Consider the following 19,577-nt stretch of genomic DNA (forward strand, 5'->3'; position numbering starts at 1 on the left):
GCACCGTTGCGCCTAGTCGGTCGACGCGCCGTCCGTACGACTGTCGTCGAGGAGCGCGCCCTCGAGGTCGTCGGCCGTCACGAGCTGGGCCGAGGCGCGGGCCGCACGCTCCTGCCGGTAGACCTCGTTTGCCTCGGCGTGGCGACCCTGGAGGTCCAGGACCAGGGCCAGCTCTCGCAGTGAAGCCGCAACGCTGAGGGCGCGGTCGATCAGGGTGAACTCCTCGACACTGGTGCGGAGCTCCGCGGCCGCTTCGTCGAGGCGGCCGAGCAGTCTCAGGCCACCGGCCCGGGCGCGCCGGGCACGGGCGGTGAGGAACGAGTCCTGTGACTGCGAGGCGCGTCGCCACGCCTGGTCGGCCTGCTCCAGCGCCTCCGCGCCGCGCCCCAGGGCGACGCTGACTTCCGCACGTGCGTCGAGGACGTAGCTGTAGATGTGAGCCTCCGCCTCGCCGTCGAGGAGTGCGAGTGCCTCGTCGACGAGTACGTTCGCCGGTCCGAGCGCGCCGCGCCGGCGGCAGGCTCGTGACAGCTCGAGCGTCGCCTGCCCGAATGCCGCACGGGCCGGGGTCGCGGAGAGGACCTCTCGTGCGCGGGTGAACTCCCGCGTGGCGTCCGACAGCTCGTCGTAGTCGTTGTGGATCGTCCCGCGGACGATCGCGACCCAGCCCGCGAGCACCCGGTCGTCGACATGGGCCAGCGATGCCTCGGCCCGGCGCACGTCCTGCTCTGCCTCGGCACGCCGGCCGAGGGAGAGCCAGGAAAGGGCGCACAGGATGGCGGAGGCCGCCGCGGCGCTGTGGGCACCGAGAAGCGTGAGCTGGCGACGTGCCTGGTCGGCGAGCGCTCGTGCCTCGGCGGACGACGACGCCCGCGACTGCAGGTGCCAGCCGCGGCACAAGGCGAGGTGTGCTGCACCCAGACGGCCGTCGTCGCCGGGCCCGAGGTGTGGCTGGACCTCCTCCACCGCAGCGACCCAGTCACCCTCGGACGGCGAGACGTGATGGGCGCCGGCTGTCACCGCGAGCAACCGCCAGGCGAGATCGGGACGGTGCGGGGCGAGGTGGCGCGCACACGCCCTGGCCAGCGAGTTCTCGGTGGCGAAGAACTCCTGGCTCAACCGTCGCTCCTGCGGAGTCGTGGCCCGGCCCAGCGGGGAGGGCGCGTCGACTCCTCGCAACGCTGACAGCGGCACGAGCTGGGTGGAATGCGTCAGGTGCGGCATGGCGGCACGCTCGAGGAGCTGCTCGGCGACGCGCACGAGGGCATCGGGACCGGCCGGGCCCTCGTTGCGCGGTACGACGAGGCGCTCCACGACGTCGTGCATGCGGTACTGGGCGGTGCGACCGGTGCTGATCACGGGCTCGACGAGGCTCGAGGCCACGAGGGCGTCCATGGCCCGGTCGCCCGCATCCTCGTCGTCGAGCAGGGCGCCCGGCACCCACCCGCTGAACGTGCTGGTGGGCAGCTGCGAGATGAGGATCGCTGCGTGACGCGCTTCCTCCGGCAGTCGTTCCCACACCAGCGCCAGGCCCGCCGCGAGCGCCCCGAGCCCGTCCCGGTCAGGCACCTGTTCGGCCACCCTCGCCGCCACGCGCGACAGCGAGAGGTCGGGACGTTGGGCCGCGCGGGAGGCTCCGACACGCAGGGCGAGCGGCATACCGCTGAGGATGCGTACGAGTTCGGCTGCGCCGGCCGGGTCGGAATCGACCCGCTCGGCACCCACGACAGAGCGGAGCAGGTCGAGTGACTCACCGGGCGAGAGCGGGCCGACCCGCAGCTGGGTGTCGGCGGCGAGGTCCTCGATCGGGTATCGCGACGTGACGATGGCCATCGACCCTGCTGCGGCGGGGACCAGGGTGCTGAGGTCGAGGGTTCCTCCGGGCGCGGCGTCGACCCCGTCCAGCACGATCAGAACCCGTCTGCCGTCGAGCAATGACCGGAAGAGAGAAGCGCGATCCTTCGGCTCGTCTGGGACCGCCACGGGGTGCACCCCCAGCAGCCGGAGGAAGGAGGCGAGGACCGTCTCCACCGCGGTGGTGTCACGGTCGTTCGCTGCGTCGAAGTACAGCGTGCCGTCCGGGAACTCGTCCCGCAGTCGCTGCCCGGCCTCGATCGCGAGCGCGCTCTTGCCCATGCCGGTCAGCCCCGTCACGTGCACCACGACGGCGTCGTCTCTCGCGCGGACGGCAGCGTCCTCGAGCGTCGCGAGCGCGTCCCCGCGTCCGACGAAGCCGGGCGTCCGTCGAGGCAAGGTGCGAGGGACCGGCAGGTCATGTGCCGGGGCTGCCGGACCGTCAGGATCCGGTGCCAGGATTCCGCGCTCCTCGGCGGAGGCCGGAGGTTGGCCGTCGAGCACCTGCGCGTGCGCCTCCCGCAGTCGCGCCGACGGAGCGACGCCGAGCTCCTCGTCCAGGCGGTCGTACGCCGTGCGGTAGACGCGAAGTGCCTGCTCCTGCTGCCCGGTCGCGGCAAGGGCCAACATGTAGTGGGCGACGAGCACCTCCCGGAACGGGTGCCGGGCCGTGAGTGCGGCGAGGTCTGCCTGCACCGTGTCGGCGCGCCCGAAGGCCAGCGCCGCTTCGGCGTGCTCCTCCCAGAGCGCGAGCCGTTCCTGTTGCAGCAGATCGCGCTCGATCTCGACGGCCGGCGTCGTCGCAATGCCCTGAAGCGCCTCGTCGTCGAACAACGTCAGCGCGTCACGGAATGCGTCGAGGCACTCCGGGGATCCGTTGGCCGCGAGGCTCCGTGCGCGGCCGCGGTGGTCCTGGTGCTCCAGCAGATCGACCCGGACGCCTGGTGAGAGCCGGTAGCCGCCGCCCTCCGTGAGCAGGGGCGAGGCGCCGGCGTCGGCGCACTTGCGACGGATGCCTGACACCAGCGCCTGGATGCGGTTGGGCGCCGAGGGTGGCGCGTCGTCTCCCCACAGCCAGGCCTCGAGACTCGGACCGGCGACGGTCGAGGTCAGCGCAGATCGGGCGAGGAGGCTGCGCTCGAGGGCAGACAGTCGTACCGGTACGCCGTCGGACTCGAGCGTCACTGGCCCGAGCACCCGAAGCTGAAGCTCGACGTCCCCCGATCGCGTCACGGCGCCGACGATAGCGGGTCGGACCCCGCATGTCTCGGGATGCGGCGCAGGTCGGTTGCGAGGTGCGGGACACAATGATTCATATGCGTCTGATCGATCTGCTGCCGAAAGGCGTGACGACGGACGAGGACGTCGTCTACGACGCCATCACGCAGTGGGTCGACCACCGGGGGCTGACCCTCTATCCCGCACAGGACGAGGCGATCCTCGAGTGCGTCGCCGGGTCCAACGTGATCCTGGCGACGCCGACCGGTTCCGGCAAGAGCCTGGTGGCGACCGGCGCGATGGCCGCAGCGCTGGCCCGCGGCGAGTGCAGTGTCTACACCGCGCCGATCAAGGCGCTCGTCAGCGAGAAGTTCTTCGACCTCTGCGAGATCTTCGGCGCCGACAACGTCGGGATGGTGACGGGCGACGCGGCGGTCAACGCCGACGCGCCGATCATCGCCGCGACTGCCGAGATCCTCGCCAACATGGCGCTGCGTGAGGGCGCCGACGCCGACATCGGCCTCGTCGTGATGGACGAGTTCCACTTCTATGCCGACCCGGACCGGGGCTGGGCGTGGCAGGTGCCGCTGATCGAGCTGCCCAAGGCGCAGTTCCTGCTGATGTCGGCGACGCTGGGCGACACGACGCGGTTCGAGGCCGATCTCAGCAGGCGTACGGGCCGGGAGACCACGCTCGTCACGACGTCGGAACGACCCGTGCCGCTGATCTCGGAGTACGTCTCGACGCCGATCCAGGAGACGCTCGAGCAGCTGATCGAGACCCACCAGACGCCCGTGTACGTCGTGCACTTCACCCAGGTCTCGGCGCTCGAACGGGCCCAGGCGCTCACCAGCATCAAGGTCGCGACCCGTGAGGAGCGCGACGTGATCGCCGAGCATCTCGGCGACTTCCGGTTCTCCTCGGCGTTCGGCAAGACGCTGTCGCGGCTCGTACGCATGGGGGTCGGCGTGCACCACGCCGGGATGCTCCCGCGCTACCGGCGGCTCGTCGAGACGCTGACCCAGGCCGGGCTGCTCAAGGTCGTGTGCGGCACCGACACCCTCGGCGTCGGCATCAACGTCCCGATCCGCACCGTGCTGTTCAGCGGGCTGTCGAAGTACGACGGGGTCCGCCAGCGTCAGCTCCAGGTGCGCGAGTTCCAGCAGATCGCCGGACGTGCAGGCCGGGCCGGCTTCGACACCGTCGGCCACGTGATCGTGGAAGCGCCCGAGCACGACATCGAGAACGCCCGGCTGGTCCGCAAGGCCGGCGACGACGTCAAGAAGCAGCGCAAGATCCAGCGCAAGAAGGCGCCGGAGGGCTTCGTGTCGTGGGGCGAGGGGACGTTCGCCAAGCTCTCGACCGGTACGCCCGAGGCGCTCGTCTCCCGCATGCGGGTCAGCCACGCGATGGTGCTCGACGTCATCTCTCGGCCGGGAGACGCGCGCGCGTCGCTGGAGCGGCTGCTGCGCGAGAGCGACGAGACCGAGGAGTCGCAGGACCGCCTCCTCGCCGAGGTCGACGAGATCATCGACGCCCTGCTCGCCGGTGGAGTCGTCGAGCCGGTCGACCCGCCGGACGCTGACGGGCGTACGCTCCGGCTGACCGTCGACCTGCAGGCCAATTTCGCCCTCAACCAGCCGTTGTCGCCGTTCGCCGTCGCGGCCTTCGAGCTGCTCGATCGCGACGATCCGGCATACGCGCTCGACATGGTGTCGGTGGTCGAGGCGACGCTCGACGACCCACGGCCGATCATCAACGCGCAGCGCCACCGCGCCCGCGGCGAGGCCATCAACGAGATGAAGATGGACGGCATCGAGTACGACGAGCGGATGGAGCTGCTCGAGGAGATCACGCACCCCAAGCCGCTCGAGGAGCTGCTCGGCGTCGCCTACGAGTCCTACCGCAAGGGCCATCCGTGGGTCGCCGACCACGAGCTGCGGCCCAAGTCGGTCGTGCGCGAGATGTGGGAGCGGGCGATGACGTTCTCCGAGCTGATCGGCGACTATCAGCTCGCCCGGTCCGAGGGACTCGTGCTGCGCTACCTGTCCGACGTCTACAAGACCCTGCTGCGCACGGTGCCCGAGCAGCTGCGCAACGAGGAGCTCATCGACCTCACGGAGTGGCTCGGCGAGCTCGTCCGGCAGACCGACTCGAGCCTGCTCGACGAGTGGGAGCAGCTCATCAACCCGGACGTCGACCCCGAGGACGTACGCCCGAAGGCGACCGGGGCCGAGACGCCGCGACCCGTCACCGGCAATGCGCGGGCGTTTCGCGTGCTCGTGCGCAATGCGCTGTTCCGCCGCGTCGAGCTCGCGGCGCTCGGCCGGTGGAGCGCTCTCGGTGACCTCGACGGCGAGGACGGCTGGGACGCCGCGGCGTGGATGGAGGCGATGGCGGCGTACCGCGAGGAGTACGACGACCTCGGCACCGGTCCAGCCGCCCGTGGGCCCGAGCTGTTCATGGTCGAGGAGGGCTCGACGACGTGGAACGTACGCCAGACGTTCGACGATCCTGACGGCGACCGCGACTGGGGGATCACGGCCCAGATCGACCTGGCTGAGAGCGACGAGATCGGCGAAGCCGCCGTCACGATCCTCGAAGTCGGCCCTCGCTGAAGTGAGGTCATCGGTGGTCGAGTGCCGGCGAGGGACGAGCCGGTGTATCGAGACCACGTGACGTGATCTCGATACGGCTCCTCGTTCCTCGGAGCCACTCGATCACCGAGTGATGCGTCAGCGAGCCGTCAGCCTCAGGGGGGCCTTGTCGCCGGGGACATTCGTGATGTTGCGCAGCTTGTTGGGGGCGACGGCGTCGGCGGTGACCTCGTAGCGCTGCAGCACCTCGCGCAGCACCACGGTGCCCTCCATCAGCGAGAACGCCGCACCGATGCAGCGGCGTACGCCTCCGCCGAACGGGATCCACGTGTTCGCCGCGATCTTGCCGGCGGTGAACCGCTCGGGCTTGAACAGGTGAGAGTCGGCGAAGCTCGCCTCGCGGCTGTGCGACAGCATGATCGACGGCGTGACGGTCGTGCCACGCGGCAGCCGGCGACCTGCCACGACCTGGTCGCTCTGAAGCGTACGGGCGACGAAGTCGATGATCGGGTGCAGCCGCATGCCCTCCTTGAGGCAGGCCTCCAGGTAGGCGTCGTCGCCCGTGTCGGCGGCGACCAGCGCACGGGCGTGGGTCTCGGGGTCGCGGCCGAGCTCGTGCAGCGTCCACGACAGCGCCGACGCCGTCGTCTCGTGCCCCGCGAGCAGCAGTGTGACGAGCTGGTCGCGCATCTCGGCGTCGGTCAAGGGCGCCTCACCATCGTCGCCAACGCGCAGCAACCGGGACAGCACGTCGTCGCGCCCCTGGAGGTCGTGCGCCTCGCGCCGCTCGGCGATCTCGGCGTACAGGAGCTCGTCGACCTCCTGCTGGTTCTTGAAGTAGCCGCGCCACGGCGGGAGCTTGAACAGCCGAGGGTATGACCACGCGAGCAGCATCTTGGCGTCGATGTTGACCATCCGGTTGACCTTGGGTCGCAGCACCGCGAGCCGCGCCTCGTCAGTGACGCCGAAGACGACCTGCAGGATCACGTCGAGGGTGATCGCATTCATCCGGTCGAGCGCCACGACGACGTCGCCGTCGTGCCACGAGTCGACCTCAACCTTGGCGATCGCCTCGACGAGCGGCTGGTACGCCCGCATCGACGGCCCCGTGAACGCCGGCATGAGGAGCTTGCGAGCTCGCTGGTGCTCGGCGTCGTCGGTCAGCAGCACCGAGTGCTCGCCCATGACCGGCTTGAGGATCTCGTTGCCCTTGCCGGCATGGAACTGGGACGGGTCGGCGGCGAAGATCTCCTTGATGTCTGCCGGGTCGCTGAACACGACGAGCGTACGAGGGCCCGGCAGGATCTTGAGGGAGAACGTGTCGCCGAACTCCTGGTGGTACGCCGGGATGGTCCCGGCCCGGTCGCGCAGGAACTTCCACGTCATCCGGCCCGCCGAGAGCCTGGGCCCGGCCGGGATGTCGTATTCCTGCGCAGCCATTACGCCGCCTTCTCCCACTCGAAGTCGGTCGCGTTGACCTTCCGCGTCTCCCACCAGTACTGGAACGTGAACTTCGGCCAGATCGTGCGGTTCTTGCCCTTGCTGTCGAGGTACCACGACGTGCAGCCGCCCTGCGTCCAGATGCCCTTCTCGACGAGGCGCTGGATCTCCTCGTTGAACTCGTCCTGCGCGGGCTTGGTCGGCTCGGCGGAGATCGCACCGCGACGATCCATCTCGTCGAGCATGCGGATGATGAACTTCGTCTGCTGCTCGATCATGAAGACGACCGAGTTGTGGCCGAGCGCCGTGTTGGGGCCGAGCATGAAGTAGAGGTTGGGGAACCCGTTGATCGTCATCCCCATGTACGTCTCGACGCCCTCCTCGCGGAACTGCGTGGCGAGGTCGACGCCGTTCTTGCCCTTGATGTCGAGGTAGTCGAATGCGTCGATGACGTGGAAGCCGGTGCCGTAGATGATGATGTCGGCCTCGTGCTTGACGCCGTTGCCGTCGATCACGCCGTCAGCGACGATCTCCTTGACCCCGTCGGTGCTGAGCTCGACATCGTCGCGCAGGTACGTCTTGTAGTACGTGTTGGACTGCAGCACGCGCTTGCACCCGAGGCGGTAGTCCGGGGTGAGCTTGGCCCGGAGCTCGGGGTCCGGGATGGTCTTCTCGAGGTAGCGCTTGACGATCTTCTCGGCGAACGGGAGCACGTTGATGTGCCCGTTGAAGCCGATCGCCCGCGCCTCGAGCGCCCAGTAGAGCGCGTTGCGGTAGGCCCGCGTGGCGCCCGGGACCGTGGCGAAGAGCTTCTTGCGCCACTCCGGCGTGGGCTTGTCCTTCTTGGGCAGCACCCAGGCCGGCGTGCGCTGGAAGACCGTGAGGTGCTCGGTCTCCTGGGCGATGATCGGGATGAACTGGATCGCGCTGGCGCCGGTGCCGATGACGACGACCTTCTTGCCCTTGAGGTCGACCGAGTGGTCCCACTGGGCGGAGTGGAAGCGCGGTCCCTCGAATGCGTCGGCGCCCGTGATCTCGGGGACGTTGGGGATGTGCAGCCCGCCGACGCCGGCGATCACGACGCGAGCCTCGTAGTCCTCGCCGGAGCGCGTACGCACGGTCCAGACGCTGCGGTCCTCGTCCCACGACGCGCCGGTGACCTCGACGCCGAACGTGATGTAGGGGCGGATGCCCTGCTCGTCGGCGACCTTGCGCATGTAGGCCCAGATCTCCTCCTGGCCCGAGAAGCTCTTGCTCCACTCGTGGTTGAGCTCATAGGAGAACGAGTACATGTGGCTCGGGATGTCGCACTCGCAGCCGGGGTAGGTGTTGTCGCGCCACGTGCCGCCGACGTCGTGTGCCTTCTCGAGGATCACGAAGTCCTCGCGGCCCGACTCGCGCAGCTTCATGGCCGCGCCCATGCCGGAGAATCCCGTGCCGATGATGACGATGTCCTTTTTGATCACCTTTCAGATACTATCGGTATCTGAGAATGTTGCAAAGAGACGAGGGAGCGGTTGTGGCGTCGGACATGACGAAGGTCACCAGGGCTGAACGGCAGGCCCAGACGCGTGAACGACTGATCGAGGTCGCGCGTGAGATGTTCCTGTCGGACGGCTACGGAGCCACGTCTCTCGACAAGGTTGCCGTGCGCGCAGGGTTCTCCAAGGGCGCCGTCTACTCCAACTTCGCCGGCAAGGAACAGCTCTGCATGGCAGTGCTCGACAGCATCCACGAGGAGCAGATCGAGGGGGTCGTCACAGCGTTCTCCCAGGACACCGACCTCGACGGCCGCATCGAGGCCTTCGCCGCCTGGGCCCGTGAGGGTCTCGGCCAGCCACGATGGACCGCGCTCGAGGTCGAGTTCGGTGCGATCGCGCGTCAGAGCCCCTACGTCGCGAAGGAGCTGGTCAAGCGGCACCGCGAGATCCGTGCCGCGATCGCCGATCTGGTGCGCCAGGTGACGGCAGAGGCAGGTCTGGGTGACACGGTCGACGCGGACCAGGCGGCGACGACGCTGCTGAGCCTCGGCATCGGACTCGGCACCCTGCGTTCCCTCGACAGCACGATCGACGTCGGCGTGTTCGCCGACACGATGCGCGCCCTCCTGAAGAGCTCCGGCGGGTAGTCACTCTGGGGGGTTTGTTGTCGCTCCCAGCAATTAGTTTGAAATTCATCTAGGAGGGAGGCTGTCCGCTGCTAGCGTCTGGCACGACCTCTCCCGCATGTCTAGGGCAGGGGCAGGGAGAAGTAGCCCGACCGGGCTACTTGGGATGGCTAGGAGTGGCCAGCCCCACTATGCGAGGGAGATTTCGTCATGCTCAAGAACAACCGCAAGAAGGTCAGCATCGCCGCAGGCCTGGTCATCGCGATCATCGCCGGCGGTGCGGCGTACGCCTACTGGACCGCCGGTGGATCCGGGACCGGGTCCGCCTCGACCGGCACCACCGTGCCGATCACCGCCAACCAGACCAGCACGGTCAGCAACCTGCGTCCCGCGGGCACTGCGCAGACTCTTTCCGGCACCTTCACCAGCACCAACGCCGGCCCGGTGTACGTCGCCAGCGTCGCTGCCGCGGTGACTGGCACCGACAAGGTCGGCTGCGACGCAAGCGACTACACCATCAGCGGCTCGCCCGTCACGGTTGGCGCGGAGGTCACCACCGGTAGCACCTGGGGCGCCGGCGGCACCATGACGATCGCCTTCAACGACAAGCCGGGCACCAATCAGGACGCCTGCAAGGGCGCGGCGGTGACGATCGGCTACACCGTCAACTGACCGATCACTGACACGGCACGGCAGGCGAGGGCCACAGCTCTCGCCTGCTGCGCCGTGTCGATCGTGCCGTCGATGACGGACGAATGACCCTGAGGGAGGAGGCCGGCATGACCAGAGAGCGACACACGACGTGGCTCGTCGCCTTGGCGATCCTGGTCGCCGCCGCCGTACTCGCCCTCCGGTCGTGCGATACGCCGAATGCCCGCAGGATTGGCGGGCTGGGTGCCTCGTCCGCCGAGCAAGGCCGCGGCGACGGAACGTTCACGGTCGCCGGGGACGTCACGCAGCCGATTGCGCCGGGCATCGACGTGCCGATCGTGCTGCGGTTCACGAATCCGTACGACTTCGACTTCGCAGCCAGCCATCTGGTGGTCTCGGTGTCGTCGGTGGAGACCCGTGTCGCGGACCTGTCGCAGACTTGCACGGTCGATGACTTCGCCGTGGTTCAGCTCTCGCCGCAGGCGACAGTGACGATTCCGTCCCACGACAGCACGACGGTCGGATCGATCGGCGGGTCTGGCGCGGGTCGGCCCACGATCAGCTTGATCGACCGTGCGGTCAATCAGGACGGCTGCAAGGACGCGACGGTACGCCTGCGCTACTCGGCGCAGGGCAGGCGACACGGATGAGCATCCGTCGATGGGCCGGTCGGGTCACACCCGTGGTTGTCGTCTCGGTCGTGTGGGTCCTGTTCCTCGGCGGTGGGGCCTTCGCCTATTGGACTGCGTCGGGCTCGGGCTCGGGCGCGGGCGGCACGGGAACGCTGTCGGCGATAACCCTGACGCCGGGCACCCCGGTTGGGGCGCTCTATCCGGGCACGAGCTCAGCGGTCGCGGTGACGGTGACCAACAGCAACACCACCACCGTGCGGATCGGCTCGCTCGAGCTCAACACCTCGTCGGGCACCGGCGGTTTCGCGGTCGACGCGGGCCACTCGGCCTGCGTCGTGTCGGCGTTGAGCTACACGACCCAGTCGAACGGCGGCGCCGGATGGATCGTGCCCGCGCGGACGGGCGGTGTTGACGGCACGCTGGGGGTGACACTGACCGGGGCGCTCACGATGAGCGCAGCCGCGGCCAATGCCTGTCAGGGCGCAACGTTCACCGTCTACCTGACGGCCGGGCCATGATCCACAAGGCTCGGCGCTCGCGTCGTCGGCAGCTCGTCGTCAGCACGTTCGTGCTCCTCCTCACGGTTGGCGCCGCGTACGGCTACTGGACGGCGATCTCCAACCCAGGTGGTGGCGGGGCGGCGGCCGCGACCACGGTCAATGCGGGCAACACCCCTACTGTGTCTGCGACCGGCAGCGCTGTCACCGTGACCTGGTCTGCGAGCACGATCGCGACCGGCTCTGCTGTCACCGGCTACCGCATCACCCGCTACGACCAGGCCACGCATACGGCGCAGACCATGCTCTCGGCCTGCAACGGCGTGGTTGCCGGCACGAGCTGCACCGAGTCGGCGGTTCCCCCCGGCACCTGGAGATACACCGTGACGCCGCTCGTGGCGAGCAACTGGCGCGGTGCCGAGAGCGCCGACAGCAGCTCCGTGACGGTCGACACGACCCCGCCGACCAATGTCCTGTCCGTCTCGGCGCCCGGTGGCAACGCGGCGCTCAACAGCGCGACCGTCTACTACCGCGGAGTGGAGGCCGGATCGCTGCGGGTCACCAACTCGCTGACCGACGCCGGGTCCGGACCGGCGTCGAGCGCCACGGCGGCTCTGGGCGGCACGTCGACGGGCTGGAGCCACACCGCGTCGACGGTGTCCACTCCGTCGGGTGGCCCCTACGTCTCCAATTCGTTCAGCTGGACCGCCGGCACCTCCAGCGCACCGACCGAGGTCGTCACCGGCCGGGATGTCGCCGGAAACTTCGCAACCACCACGCTGTCGTTCGTCAATGACTCGACCGCCCCGGCAGCCGGCACGATCTCGTACGCCGACGGCTATCAGTCGGGCCGGTCGGTGACGGTCACCTTCACCACCGGCACGGACACCGGCTCGGGCGTCGCGACGCGGCAGCTCCAGCGTGCGTCGGCGGCCCTCACCAGTGGCACCTGCGGCACGTTCGGGTCGTTCGGCGACCTCGGCACGGCCGGCCCGACGTCGCCCTACGCCGACACGACGGTCGCCTCCGGTGCTTGCTACAAGTACCGCTACGTGGTGACCGACGCCGTCGGCAACCAGGACATCGCGACCAGCGCCAACGTCGCCAAGATCGACTACGCCGGCGCGGTGAACACCAACGCACAGGGCCAGTGGCGGCTCGGCCAGAGCCTCTTTGCCTCCGACTCGTTCACCGGAACCTCGGGCACCGCGCTGACCAGTCATGCCCCCGAGATCGGCTCGACCTGGTCCACGACCGGTGGTCTGGCCACCGAGCAGATCAGCTCCGTCGGCCGGGCGTACAAGTCCGGGACACTCGGCGGGATCGCGGTCCTTTCGGCCACGTCGCCGACCTCGTCCGACTACGCCGTCGAGTCGGACATCTACGTCAGATCGGTGGTCAACGGCGACTTCGCGGGGGTGATGGCCCGCCAGGACAATGGGGGGTTGGCTGCGGCTGCCAGGTACTACGCGGCCGGATTCCGGAAGTCGCCGACGGGCGGGGCGGGGACCTGGGTGATCATCAAGAACGATGGGATCGTCACGCCCGCGACATTGGGAACCACCTCGGCGGCGACACTGGCGAGCAGCACGTCGTACCGGGTCAGGCTCGAGATCACCGGGACGACCCTGAAGCTGTACGCCGACGGTGTCCTGAAGGTCACGACCACCGACAGCACCCTCGCCGCTGCCGGGAAAGCGGGCATCGTCAGTGGGGACCCGCGATCGGCCACACCTCCGGCGACCTCGGACACGACCGGCATGCACCTCGACAACTTCCTGGTCACCCCGCGGGCCGCCGACAGCAAGGGCACCAACACCGGCGACCACTACAGCGGCGTCGTCCTGGGGCAGACCGGCGCACTCGGAAGCGACACCAACACCGCGGCCCTCTACGACGGTGCCAACGACTACACGACCATCGCCAGGCAGATCTCCGACGACTTCACCATCGAGTTCTGGTTCTCATCCACCCAGGGCCGCGGCACCGGTGCGGACTGGTGGAGCGGCGCCGGCATGGTCGACGCTGAGGTGTCCGGAGCAGCCAACGACTTCGGCGTGTCCCTGCGATCGGACGGCAAGGTCGTGGCCGGCGTCGGCACGCCGGACGTCTCCGTTGTCTCGTCCTCGGGTGGCTACAACAACGGCGCGTGGCACCTGGTGACGTTCACCCGGGTCAAAAGCACTGGCGCCCTGAATCTCTATGTGGACGGCGCGCTGGCCGGCACCGCGACGGGCAGCACCGCGTCGCTGACCAGCTCGAGCACGATCTACTTCGGGCGCCTCGCGTCGTCCACAACCCAGAACTACGCCGGAAAGCTGGACGAGGTCGCGACCTACACGTCGCCGCTGGACGCCGCAGCGATCCTGGCTCACTACCAGCTCGGGTCGGCCTCCGCGCCAGACCTGACCGGACCGACCGGCGGCTCGGTGGATGCCACCGGCCTGACCGGCACCGGCTCGCGCCACTCGACGAGCACGACGCTCAGCCTGGCTCTGGCGAAGGGCACCGACCCCAGCGGCATCGCCACGTCGGGCAACCTGCTCAAGCGGGCCACGGCGACGCTGGCCAGCGGCACCTGCGGCACGTTCGGCAGCTACGTCCTGGTGTCCGGCGGGACCGATCCCGTCTCGCCGAAGTCCGACACGGTCGAGGATCAGGCCTGCTATCGCTACCAGTACTCCGTGGCCGACACCGTCGGGAACTGGACGACCTACACGAGCCCGGACATCAAGGTCGACACCGGGACGCCCTCGACACCGGCCCTGTCCTTCTCGGCGATGACGAACGCGTACTGGAGTGGCGGCGCGTCGACGAGCGTCTACTACCGCTCCGCGGCGGCGGCCTCGTTCACCGCGACCGCCTCGAGCTCCTCGTCATCGGGCATCGCGAGCTATGCGTACCCAGCACTCGGTACGGGCTGGAGCTCGACCGCCGGCACACTCGGCGTCAACACCTACTCCTGGACGGCGAGCCCCGCCGCGCCGGGCACCAAGAACGTGACGGCGACGAGCAACTCCGGGGCGGTCTCGGCGAGCTCGCCGTTCACCATGGTCGGCGACGACACCGCCCCGACGGCCGGCTCGGTCAGCTACGTCAACGGCAGCACGATCGGCTCGACCGCCAGCGTCAGCTTCACGACCGGGACCGACAGCGGTTCGGGCGTGGGCACCCGACTGCTGCAACGGGCGTCCGCTCCGTTCACCGGCATCACGTGCGGCACCTTCGGCTCATTCACGACGATCACGGGCGGCACCAACCCAACGTCACCTGTCAGCGACTCCGTGACGGCCGGCAACTGTTACAAGTACCAGTACGTCGTCAGCGACAACGTCGGCAACCAGCACATCGCCTCCAGCACCGACGTCGCGCACACCCCGTTCGGTGGGATCTGGAGGCTCGACGCCGGATCCGGGTTCTCCGCCGTCGACTCCTCCGGCAACGGCAACACCGCAACTCTCCAGAGCGGTGCCCTGTGGACGTCACCCGGCAAGGTCGGCGCGTCATCGCTCAACCTGAGCGGTGCGACGACCAGCTGGGCCTCGGCCCCCACGGCCGTCGACACCAGCGACAGCTACTCGGTCGCGGCCTGGGTGCGCCCGACGAACGTGACCGGGTTCCGGACATTTGTCGCGATCGACGGCGTCAACATCAGCCCGTTCTACCTGCAGATGGACGCCGGCGTGCTGAAGTTCACGCAGCGCACGACCGACTCGATCAGCACGTCGGCGGCTGTCTCGGTGAACGGTCCGACGGCCGCCGTGAACACCTGGTACCACCTGGTGGGTGTGCACGACAAGACCAACCAGGTCATGAGGTTCTACGTCAACGGTGTGCTGCAGGGCACGACGCCCTACACGTCAGCGTGGAAGGCCACCGGCACCACCACGATCGGCAGGGGGAAGTGGAACGGCGCAGGGGTCGATTTCGTCCAAGGCAACATCGACGAGGTCCGCTTCTACGACAAGGTGCTGACGCAGGCGGAGATCACGGCGCTTCAGTAGGCCCGGCCTGCTGGCGGGCCGAGCCGAGCTTCGCGAGCAGCAGGACCTCGGTGAGGCAGGCGCGCTCGAACTCGGCGAGGTGCAGGCCTTCGTTGGTGCCGTGCGCCCGGGTGTCGGGGTCCTCGACGCCAGTGACCAGCACCGACGCCTGTGGGAACGCCTCGGCGAACGTCGCGATGAACGGGATCGACCCGCCGACCCCCATGTCGATCGGGGCCACGCCGTCCCATGCGGCCGTCATGGCCTCGCGCGCGGCATCGTATGCCGGTCCGGTCGCATCGAGCGCGGTCGGATCGCCACCGTCGGCGTACGTCAGGGTGGCCTGAGCTCCCCACGGAACGTGCGCCATGACGTGCTCGCGAAGGCGTTCGAACGCCCGGTCGGCGGCGTCGCCAGGAGCGATCCGCACCGTGATCATGGCCGACGCGACCGGGACGAGCGTGTTGCTGGCGGCGGCGGTGCTGGGGGCGTCGATCCCGGTCACGGTCACGGACGGCTTGGTCCACATGCGCTCGACGAAGGACCCGGTGCCGATCAGCTGCACGCCGTCGGCCAGTCCGGACTCGTGGACGAGGCGCTCCTGCGGGTAGTCGACGTCGGCCGCATCGGTGGCGACCAGTCCGGCGACCGCGACCGAGCCGTCGTCGGCGTGCAGCGAGGCGAGGATGCGTGTCAAAGCCATCAGGGCATCGGGCACGACCCCGCCGTACATTCCGGAGTGAACACCGTGGCGCAGCGTGCGGACCTCGAGCGTCGCGCGTACGAGACCGCGCAGACTCGTGGTCAGCGCGGGCTCGCCGATGTCCCAGTTGCCCGAGTCGGCGATCACGATGACGTCGGCTTCGAGCAGCGTGCCGTGCTCGGCGATGAACGCCTCGAGGGTCGGCGAGCCGATCTCCTCCTCGCCCTCGACGAAGACCTTGACGCCGACCGGCAACCGGTCGCCGAGGGCTCGCACCGCCGCGAGGTGCATCGCGATGCCGGCCTTGTCGTCGGCCGCGCCGCGGCCGTACAGCCGCTCGTCGCGCTCGGTCGGCTCGAATGGCGGCGAGTCCCAGGCACCGTGATCGCCCTCGGGCTGCACGTCGTGGTGGGCGTAGAGCAGGACGGTGGGGGTCCCGTCAGGACCGGGCTTGCTGGCCAGCACTGCAGGCGCTCCGCCGCTGCGCAGGATCTGCGTGTCAAAGCCCTCGGCGTCGAACAGCGCCCGGGTCGCCTCAGCCGATCTCTCGACGTCGTCGGTGTGCTCGGGAGCGGCGCTGACGGACGGGATCCGGACGAGTGCCTCGAGGTCCTCACGGACCGAGGGGAGTACGGCGGTGAGCGCGGAGCGCAGGTCGTCTGGGGTGCGGGACGTCATGCGTCCGACCCTAGCCAGCGCTCAGTAGCCGCCGTTGACCTTGAAGCGCTCGTAGCTCGCCTGGATCTCGGCCTCGGCCTCGACCCGGCCGGTCCACGTCGAACCCTCGACCGACTTGCCGGGCTCGAGGTCCTTGTAGACCGTGAAGAAGTGCTCGATCTCGAGCCGGTCGAACTCCGGCACGTGGTGGATGTCGCGCAGATGCTCCTGGCGGGGATCCTTGGCCGGGACGCACAGGACCTTGTCGTCTCCGCCGGCCTCGTCGGTCATGCGGAACATCCCGATCGTGCGGCACGAGATCACGCAGCCGGGGAACGTCGGCTCCGACAGGAGCACCAGGGCGTCGAGCGGATCGCTGTCGAGGCCGAGCGTGTCGTCGATGAAACCGTAGTCCGCGGGATACTGGGTCGCGGTGAACAGCGTGCGGTCGAGCCGGATGCGGTGCGTCGCGTGGTCGACCTCGTACTTGTTGCGGCTGCCCTTCGGGATCTCCACGGTGACGTCGAAAATCACTGGTGCCTCCGGCGGTTGAAATGTGGGGTGCGCGTGCCGTGAAGGCGGCGCAACGGGTTCTCTATAGTCTGGCGCATGTGCCATCTCACGGGGAAAGCAGGGTCGCGAAGCCTCGTGGGGCGATCGTCATCCCGTCGCTGGTCCTCGCCGTCGTCGTGGCGCTCAGCATCACGCTGTGGTCCCGTGGCGACCTCAATCGCCTGATCTGCGACGGTGACTGCGGCCCGGCCAATGTCATCCCGCCGCGCACCCTGACTTCCGACACGGTGCCTGCGGAGTCAGCGCCCGGTGTCCCGTCACCCGGCGACATCGACCCGGTCAAGCTCAAGGCGGCCATCACCCCGGCGCTCGCTGCCTCGGTGCTCGGCCCGCACGTGGGGTTCTCGGCCGTCGCGCCGTCCAACGGCAGCGAGCTGGTGTCGTCGGCCCCCGGCCCGTACGTCCCGGCGTCGACGACCAAGGTGCTCACGAGCTTCGCCGCCCTCTCGCTGATCGATCCCCAGACCCGGTTCGCCACGCGAGTCGTCCGCTCGGGCGACCAGGTCGTGCTGGTCGGTGGCGGTGACCCCTATCTGGCCGTCAAGCGCAAGAAGACCAGCGATCCGGTCGTCCAGGCCGACCTCACGACCCTCGCCGCGCGCACCGCCGCCGCGCTCAAGAAGGACGGCACGACGAGCGTCAGCCTCGGCTTCGACGCCTCGTTGTTCACCGGCCCAGCCTCCAGTCCCGGGTGGGAGCCGAACTACGTCAGCCAGAACATCGTCACGCCGGTCAGCGCCCTGTGGGCCGATCAGGGCGCACAGAACGGCGTACGCGCGACGGATCCGGCGGCGAGTGCGGCGCGCACGTTCGCGGGCCTGCTCAAGGACCAGGGCATCAGCGTCGCGGGAGAGCCGGTGCCGGCGGAAGCACCTGCCGACGCGGCGGTCGTGGGAGTGATGCGCAGTGCGACGGTCGCGCGCATCGTCCAGACCCTCATCCGGGTGAGCGACAACCAGGCCGCCGAGGTCATGCTGCGGCAGCTGGCGATCGCGGCAGACAAACCCGCGACGTTCGACGGCGGCACCGAGGCCGTGGTTGACGTCCTCAACGCTGCCGACATCGACACGCAAGGGCTCGTGCTGCGTGACGGGAGCGGGCTCTCGCGCCGCAACCGCATCGCACCCCTGACGCTGGCGCAGACCGTCAACGTCGCGGCCTCGACGCCGCGAACGTCGGGCCTGATCACCGACCTCCCGATCAGCGGGTTCACCGGCACGCTGGTGGGCCGGTTCTCCAAGCTGAGATCGTCGCTGGGGATGGTCCGGGCCAAGACCGGCACGTTGACCGGCGTCCACTCACTCGCGGGCTACGCACTCGATGCCGATGGTCGCCCCGTGGTGTTCGCGGTGATGGCGGATCGTACGAGCAAGATGGCGCCGATGGAGGCGCAGGCCGCGCTCGACAAGGTCGCCGCCGCGATCACCAGCTGCCGCTGCGGTTGATTCGGTGGTTGAGGATTGGGGGTCCCCCCACGAGCGCAGCGAGTAGGGGGCGGAACGAGCGTCTCGAAACCACCTCGCTGTCCCAATGTGGTTTCGAGGCTTCGGCCGCGGGCGGCCTCCGCACCTCAACCACCGAGTCCGGCGCGGCGCAACCACGTAAGTTAGCCACATGATCGATTGGAAGCTCGCGCTCTCGACGGCGACGAAGCTGTCGAAACCCGGTCCGGACCTCTCGGCCGCCGAGGTGGCCGAGGCGGTGGCCGAGCTGCGCGAGGGTGCCGCCAGGTCCGAGGGGCCGGTCCGCGAGTTCAGCGACCTGCACGCAACCTCCGCAACGGCACCGGTCCTGGTGGTGGATCGCCCGCGCTGGATCGAGGCCAACCTCGACACGTTCAAGATCATGATGGACCCCGTCATGGCCAAGCTCGCGGCGTCCAACAAGGCGCCGTCAGGCATGGGCCGCGTCGTCGGAGAGAAGATCAGCGGAGCCGAGCTCGGTGCGCTGATGTCATTCATGTCGAGCAAGGTCCTGGGCCAGTTCGACCCGTTCTGGAATGGCCCCAACGGCGAGGGCGGGCGGCTCCTGCTCGTGGCGCCCAACATCGTCCAGGCCGAGCGGCAGCTCGACGTCGACCCTCACGACTTCCGCCTCTGGGTGTGCCTGCACGAGGAGACCCACCGCGTGCAGTTCACCGCGGTCCCCTGGATGCGCGACCACATGCGCTCGCTGCTCGACGAGTTCATCGACGCGACCGACCTCGACGCGTCCGCGCTCTCGTCGCTCGTGACCGAGGGCCTGGGCGAGGCGATCCGCATCGCCCGCGGAGACTCCGACGCATCGCTCGCCGATCTGTTCCAGAACGACCGCCAGCGCGCGATCGTCGATCGCCTGACCGGCATCATGTCGCTGCTCGAGGGCCACGCCGACGTCGTGATGGACGGCGTCGGACCTGAGGTCATCCCGAGCGTCGCGGAGATCCGCCGGAAGTTCACCGAGCGGCGCAAGGGCACCGGTACGTTCGACCGTCTGCTGCGCCGGTTGCTGGGCCTCGACGCCAAGATGCGTCAGTACCGCGACGGTGCCGAGTTCGTCCGTGAGGTCAATGACAAGGTCGGCCTCTCGGGATTCAACGCGGTGTGGGCCGAGCCGGCCAACCTGCCCACCAAGTCCGAGATCCTCGACCCGTCCTCGTGGGTCGCCCGCGTGCACGGCTGAGCTC

Annotated in this window: 13 protein-coding genes; 8 read left to right on the plus strand and 5 right to left on the minus strand. The window is 69.1% G+C overall.

From position 1 onward, the window contains the following. Positions 1–12: 12 nt before the first annotated feature. Positions 13–3,087: an AfsR/SARP family transcriptional regulator gene (locus AC1DVU_RS21090; RefSeq protein WP_476924424.1), complete on the minus strand. Its 3,075-nt coding sequence runs from the start codon at positions 3,085–3,087 to the stop codon at positions 13–15. Positions 3,088–3,170: 83 nt separating this feature from the next. Here AC1DVU_RS21090 and AC1DVU_RS21095 point away from each other — a divergent pair, with 83 nt between their 5' ends. Continuing rightward, entirely contained in the window at positions 3,171–5,690 is a 2,520-nt protein-coding gene (locus tag AC1DVU_RS21095) for a DEAD/DEAH box helicase (RefSeq protein WP_476924425.1), read from the plus strand. 117 nt (positions 5,691–5,807) lie between these two features. On the opposite strand, the gene AC1DVU_RS21100 is transcribed toward AC1DVU_RS21095, so the two are convergent. Next, a complete protein-coding gene (locus tag AC1DVU_RS21100) occupies positions 5,808–7,109 on the minus strand; it encodes a cytochrome P450 (RefSeq protein WP_476924426.1) in 1,302 nt (433 codons plus the stop codon). After that, positions 7,109–8,575, minus strand: a complete 1,467-nt coding sequence (locus AC1DVU_RS21105) for a flavin-containing monooxygenase (RefSeq protein ID WP_476924427.1) — start codon at positions 8,573–8,575, stop codon at positions 7,109–7,111. Before AC1DVU_RS21105 ends, AC1DVU_RS21100 begins: the two co-directional genes overlap by 1 nt. A 65-nt stretch (positions 8,576–8,640) precedes the next feature. Here AC1DVU_RS21105 and AC1DVU_RS21110 point away from each other — a divergent pair, with 65 nt between their 5' ends. The 5 genes from AC1DVU_RS21110 (at position 8,641) to AC1DVU_RS21130 (ending at position 15,000) form a co-directional block, all read left to right on the plus strand. Beyond that, a complete protein-coding gene (locus tag AC1DVU_RS21110; RefSeq protein WP_476924428.1) occupies positions 8,641–9,237 on the plus strand; it encodes a TetR/AcrR family transcriptional regulator in 597 nt (198 codons plus the stop codon). Between the two features lie 189 nt (positions 9,238–9,426). Further along, positions 9,427–9,888, plus strand: a complete 462-nt coding sequence (locus AC1DVU_RS21115; protein ID WP_476924429.1) for a hypothetical protein — start codon at positions 9,427–9,429, stop codon at positions 9,886–9,888. 107 nt (positions 9,889–9,995) lie between these two features. Beyond that, a complete protein-coding gene (locus tag AC1DVU_RS21120; RefSeq protein WP_476924430.1) occupies positions 9,996–10,517 on the plus strand; it encodes a hypothetical protein in 522 nt (173 codons plus the stop codon). Next, positions 10,514–11,017, plus strand: a complete 504-nt coding sequence (locus AC1DVU_RS21125) for a hypothetical protein (protein WP_476924431.1) — start codon at positions 10,514–10,516, stop codon at positions 11,015–11,017. The genes AC1DVU_RS21120 and AC1DVU_RS21125 overlap by 4 nt, the downstream gene beginning before the upstream one ends. After that, a complete protein-coding gene (locus AC1DVU_RS21130; RefSeq protein ID WP_476924432.1) occupies positions 11,014–15,000 on the plus strand; it encodes a LamG-like jellyroll fold domain-containing protein in 3,987 nt (1,328 codons plus the stop codon). Before AC1DVU_RS21125 ends, AC1DVU_RS21130 begins: the two co-directional genes overlap by 4 nt. Here AC1DVU_RS21130 and AC1DVU_RS21135 read toward each other — a convergent pair. After that, positions 14,984–16,360, minus strand: coding sequence for a M20/M25/M40 family metallo-hydrolase (locus AC1DVU_RS21135; RefSeq protein ID WP_476924433.1), 1,377 nt, complete (start codon positions 16,358–16,360; stop codon positions 14,984–14,986). The two genes, AC1DVU_RS21130 and AC1DVU_RS21135, sit on opposite strands and share 17 nt — an antisense overlap. A gap of 21 nt (positions 16,361–16,381) precedes the next feature. Then, a complete protein-coding gene (locus tag AC1DVU_RS21140) occupies positions 16,382–16,873 on the minus strand; it encodes an inorganic diphosphatase (RefSeq protein WP_476924434.1) in 492 nt (163 codons plus the stop codon). A gap of 77 nt (positions 16,874–16,950) precedes the next feature. On the opposite strand from AC1DVU_RS21140, the gene dacB reads away from it, so the two are divergent. Together dacB and AC1DVU_RS21150 are read left to right on the plus strand one after the other, a co-directional pair. Next, positions 16,951–18,357, plus strand: coding sequence for a D-alanyl-D-alanine carboxypeptidase/D-alanyl-D-alanine endopeptidase (gene dacB / locus AC1DVU_RS21145; protein WP_476924435.1), 1,407 nt, complete (start codon positions 16,951–16,953; stop codon positions 18,355–18,357). 169 nt (positions 18,358–18,526) lie between these two features. Continuing rightward, entirely contained in the window at positions 18,527–19,573 is a 1,047-nt protein-coding gene (locus AC1DVU_RS21150; RefSeq protein ID WP_476924436.1) for a zinc-dependent metalloprotease, read from the plus strand. The last annotated feature ends 4 nt before the right edge of the window (positions 19,574–19,577 follow it).

The organism is Aeromicrobium sp. P2_G6, assembly GCF_056403535.1.